We start from the raw sequence: 4,254 nt of genomic DNA, 5'->3' as shown, positions 1-4,254 counted from the left end.
CCCCATGACGTTCGAGAAAAACTGGTTCGCCGCTCAACAGGGGCGAGCCGCATAAATCTCTCAGCTATGGGATTCGCGAAACAGGGGCAAGGTCAGTCAGCGTCTTTGTACCGCCGACTCGGAGCTTGGATGAGATGGCAAACTTCGAAAACCCCGGAATCTCGAACGTCGCGAAGCCGCAGGGGCGCCCGAGAGCCTCGACTCTGCCGAGAGGCCAAGTAATCCACCAAAATTCGGCGCATGGCTCACCTGCGTCTTTCGTGCCGATCTTTACATAGACATTACCGGAAAGATTGAACTGGAAGTACAGGTCTTCGGTCGCGCCGGGTTGCACGGTAATGACGTGCACTGGTTCACAATCGACCGGTTGCGCCGCCAAGCCAACCACCATAACGAGCGGAAGCATAATTCGGGCTTTCGATACCATCGCTGACGAGGCGGTCGTCATCATGCGAAGAATCACGTTTGCCTCCAAAAACGTTTTTTGCACATGAACGGTCGCTTTACCCGAAACATCGAGCGCGAAACGAGCCTTTGATGACTTGGTGCGTCTAAAACTTCCAGGAGCCAACTTGTACGCCCAATCCGCCATGATGCTTTCCAACGGCGATATAGACCGATGGCGCGGGAGGCGGAGGAGGGAGCGTCGCGATAGCCGCTTCAACAGCTTTCCTCAAATCGTTGTTTGGCCCGGGCCCCTTCGTGATGTCATTCCAGGCATTGCGTGCAAACTTGACGACCTCGTTATGCGGCCCGATCTCCAACAACGTCGTCGAGCAGGATCACCGTGCCATTAAACGCATCATCAAACCGATGATGGGGTTCAAGGAATTCCGCTGTGCGCGCATCATCCTGTCTGGCATAGAGATCGCGCACATGATCCGCAAGGGGCAGATGTGTGACGACGGCGTCGCCTCGACTGCAGCCGAGCAATTCTATTCTTTGGCAGCGTGAGTAGTCCTACTCATATCAGCTTTTGCTCAAGCTGCGATTGTTATCGCGACAGAACCTGCCAGATCCGCCGGTGCGACGTGCAATCTAGGAAGGCTGATCGTGCATTGCGCGGTCAATAGCCGTTAATTGATCTGAGGCCATCGCGACGATGCACGAAGCATGGGCGATGCGACCCCGGCGTCAAACGCCGGGCGCGTCCGGCGGCACGCCCAGCAAATGCAATGCGCCGCCAGTCACTTCGCTGAACACCGGCCCGGCGACGGTCCCGCCATAGTACGCCTTGCCCGCCGGGTCGTCGATCATCACCGCGACGATCAGCCGTGGGTCGCTCATCGGCGCCATGCCGACAAATAGCGCGCGATAGCGGTTCTTCGCATACGTCGCGCCGACCTGTTTGCGGGCCGTGCCAGTCTTGCCGCCGATCCGGTAGCCGGCCACCGCCGCCGCCCGTCCCGTGCCACCCTCGCCGGTGCCCATCTCCAGCATCGCGCGGATCGCCTGCGCAGTGGCCGGCTTCGTCACGGCGAGATCGGTCTCCACGGAGGGCCCCGCGGCATGCGCCCCGGTGCGCAGCAGACTGACGCGTTGCATCGTGCCGTCGCCCGCATATGCGGTGTAGATCTGCGCGATCTGCAGCAGCGACGCGGAGAGCCCGTAGCCGTACGCCATGGTCGCCTGTTCGATCGGACGCCAGCGTTTGAACGGCCGAACCTTGCCGGACGCGACGCCCGGAAAGGTCAGCTCGGGCCGCAGGCCGAGTCCGTATTGCTGGTACTTGGTCCAGATGGTTTCGGCCGGCAGGTTCAGCGCGAGCTTCGCGAGCGCGATGTTGCTCGACTTCTGCACCGCTTCGGAGACCGTCATTACGCCGTGATTCGAAGTGTCGTGAATCACGGCCGGGCCGATCTTGTACCAGCCGGGCCCGGTGTCGATCACGCTTTGCGGCCGCACCTTGCCCTCGTCGATCGACAGGGCGACGACCACCGGCTTGATCGTCGAACCCGGTTCGAAGGTGTCGACCACCGCGCGATTGCGCAGTTGCTTGCCGGTCAGGCGCGCACGGTCGTTTGGATCGAAGCTTGGATAGTTGGCGAGCGCGAGGATCTCGCCGTTGCGCGCGTCGAGCACGACCACGCTGCCGGCTTCGGCGTGATGTTTCGCGATCGCGTCCTTCAGTTGCCCATAGGCGAGTTGCTGGATGCGCCGGTCGATCGTCAGATGGATGGTGTCGCCGTTGTGCGCGGGCACCAGCGACCGCGTTTCGGAGACCACGCGGCCGAGCCGGTCGCGGATCACTTCGCGCTGGCCGGGCACGCCGAGCAACTGCTCGTTGGCGGCGAGTTCGACGCCTTCCTGGCCGTTGTCCTCGATATCCGTGAAGCCGACCACGTGCGCCGCCGATTCACCTTCGGGATAGAAGCGTTTCGAATCGGCGATCTGCGTGACGCCGGCGAGGCCGAGCTTCGAGAGCCGGGCGGCGGTGTCGGCATCCACCTGGCGTTTGAGCAGCACGAAAATCTTGTCGCCGTTCAGACGCTTTCGCAATTCCGCCAGCGGCAGGTCGAGCGTCTTCGCCAGCGGCGCGACGGCGGCTTCGTCGATCTGCTTCGGATTGGCCCAGATTTCGTAGGTCGCGAGGCTGACGGCGAGCATCGACCCGTTGCGATCGACGATGCGCCCGCGCGTCGCGTCGAGTTCGATCGTGCGCTGATAGCGTTTTTGCCCCTGATCGACGTAGAAGTCCTGGTTCACCACCTGCACCCAGAACGCGCGAGCCGCCAGCGACGCGAACGCGCCGAACACCAGCAGGACGATGAACTTCGAACGCCACGCCGGCAATCGCGCGGCCAGCAACGGGTTCTTCGCGACGGGCGCGTACGAATCATGCGACTGCGATTTTTTCTTCTGGATCATTGGTGCGGGTAATGAACTCGAGAACGCGATTAACTTGCGCCGCCCGAATCGGCGGCGGTCAATACCTTGAGATGCGAGTGGAAGTGCACGGCCAGCACCACCCCCGACGCCGGCGAGCGTCGCCGCTGCAATTGTAATGAGAGCGTAATCTGGATGCGAGATCCATGCAAGTGGATAGTGACCGGGCGGGTGTCGCGCACCGGTTCTGTCGCGATAACAATCGCAGCTTGAGCAAAAGCTGCGATTGTTATCGCGACAGAACCACCGCCGGGTGACCCGCCTTTCACCTCTTCAACATCGGCGACCAGATCCATTCAAGCAGTGATGGCCAGCGCTTCGAGACCCAGTTCGATACCTTCCAGGCTCGCCATTCGCCCAAATACTTCGGCCTCGACAAGGGTATCAGCGCCAACACCGCCGTCGCCAACCACGTGCCGTTCAACCTGACCGTCTTCGGCGCTCACGAACACGAGAGCCATTACGTGTTCGATCTGCTCTACAACAACACCTCCGACATCCGCCCGCAGCTGCATTCCACCGACACGCACGGCACAAACCAGGTGAACTACTGGACCCTGTATGCATTCAGCTATCAGTTCGCGCCGCGCTATCGCGACTTCCACAAGAAACTTGCCGGTCTCGTTGGCAGTCATGCACCGGGTCACTACGGAAAGTGGCTCGTCAAACCTTTGCGCAAATCCAATGACGAACTGATCATCCGTGAATGGCCGGCCGTCCAGCGGATCATGGCCTCGCTCGGGCAAAAGCAGGTCTCGCAGGCGACCCTCGTGCGCAAGCTCTCGAGCTACAAGCGCCAGAACCAGACGAAAAAGGCGCTCTGGGAACTTGATAGCCTTTGCCGCACACGCCATATCCTGCAGTTCATCAATGATGTGGACCTGCGCCAGTCGATACAGAAGGCGCTCAACCGGGGCGAAGCGTACCACCGGCTGCGCCGCGCGATTGCCTTCGTCAATGCTGGCAAGCTGCGCGTGCACAACGAGGCCGAGCAGCAACTGTGAAACGATTGCGCACGCCTGATCGCCAACGCCATGATCCACTACAAGACCGCCTTGCTCTCGCGCGTGCACGAGCAAAAACGCATTGCGGGCGACGAGGCCGCGATGACGTTCATCGCCGGCATGTCGCCGGACGCCTGGCGGCACGTCAACTTCTTCGGCGCCATGGATTTCGGTGCCGCGACCACGCCCGTCGACATCGACGCGCTCACCTCCCGTTACGCTGATCCCGAGTACTGGGCCCGCATGCTGCAGGCGGCAGCCGAAGAGAAGCCCCTCGCGTCAGAATACTTGTCGCCCCGATAGAATCGATGAACCGGGGGCGATTATGAGAAAACGAATTGGCAAAATACGGACAAGCATTCAA

The 4,254-nt window shown here is 61.1% G+C and carries 3 protein-coding genes and 2 pseudogenes; 2 read left to right on the top strand and 3 right to left on the bottom strand.

From position 1 onward, the window contains the following. Positions 1-64: 64 nt before the first annotated feature. Positions 65-592, bottom strand: coding sequence for a hypothetical protein (locus HDG37_RS38500; RefSeq protein ID WP_184056777.1), 528 nt, complete (start codon positions 590-592; stop codon positions 65-67). 170 nt (positions 593-762) lie between these two features. Between HDG37_RS38500 and HDG37_RS38495 the strand changes: the two are divergent. After that, positions 763-954 (top strand): annotated as a pseudogene (locus HDG37_RS38495) (DDE-type integrase/transposase/recombinase); the annotation flags it as partial. 180 nt (positions 955-1,134) lie between these two features. On the opposite strand, the gene HDG37_RS38490 reads toward HDG37_RS38495, so the two are convergent. Both HDG37_RS38490 and HDG37_RS38485 read right to left on the bottom strand, forming a co-directional pair. Further along, positions 1,135-2,868: a penicillin-binding protein 2 gene (locus HDG37_RS38490; RefSeq protein ID WP_184056774.1), complete on the bottom strand. Its 1,734-nt coding sequence runs from the start codon at positions 2,866-2,868 to the stop codon at positions 1,135-1,137. A 29-nt stretch (positions 2,869-2,897) separates the two neighbouring features. Then, a complete protein-coding gene (locus tag HDG37_RS38485) occupies positions 2,898-3,182 on the bottom strand; it encodes a hypothetical protein (protein WP_184056771.1) in 285 nt (94 codons plus the stop codon). Between HDG37_RS38485 and HDG37_RS38480 the strand changes: the two are divergent. After that, positions 3,144-4,193: pseudogene (locus HDG37_RS38480) on the top strand (Tn3 family transposase); the annotation flags it as partial. The gene HDG37_RS38485 and the pseudogene HDG37_RS38480 overlap by 39 nt on opposite strands. Positions 4,194-4,254 lie beyond the last annotated feature (61 nt).

Origin of the sequence: Paraburkholderia sp. MM5384-R2 (assembly GCF_014201025.1) — a bacterium.
In the GTDB taxonomy this organism is placed as follows: Bacteria; Pseudomonadota; Gammaproteobacteria; order Burkholderiales; family Burkholderiaceae; genus Paraburkholderia; species Paraburkholderia tuberum.
This window is presented reverse-complemented; position numbering and strand designations above follow the sequence as displayed.

Bases quoted from the DNA above. Each gene is read 5' to 3' on its own strand.
- HDG37_RS38485 (WP_184056771.1), bottom strand. From the start codon at position 3,182: ATGGATCTGGTCGCCGATGTTGAAGAGGTGAAAGGCGGGTCACCCGGC.
- HDG37_RS38490 (WP_184056774.1), bottom strand. From the start codon at position 2,868: ATGATCCAGAAGAAAAAATCGCAGTCGCATGATTCGTACGCGCCCGTC.
- HDG37_RS38500 (WP_184056777.1), bottom strand. From the start codon at position 592: ATGGCGGATTGGGCGTACAAGTTGGCTCCTGGAAGTTTTAGACGCACC.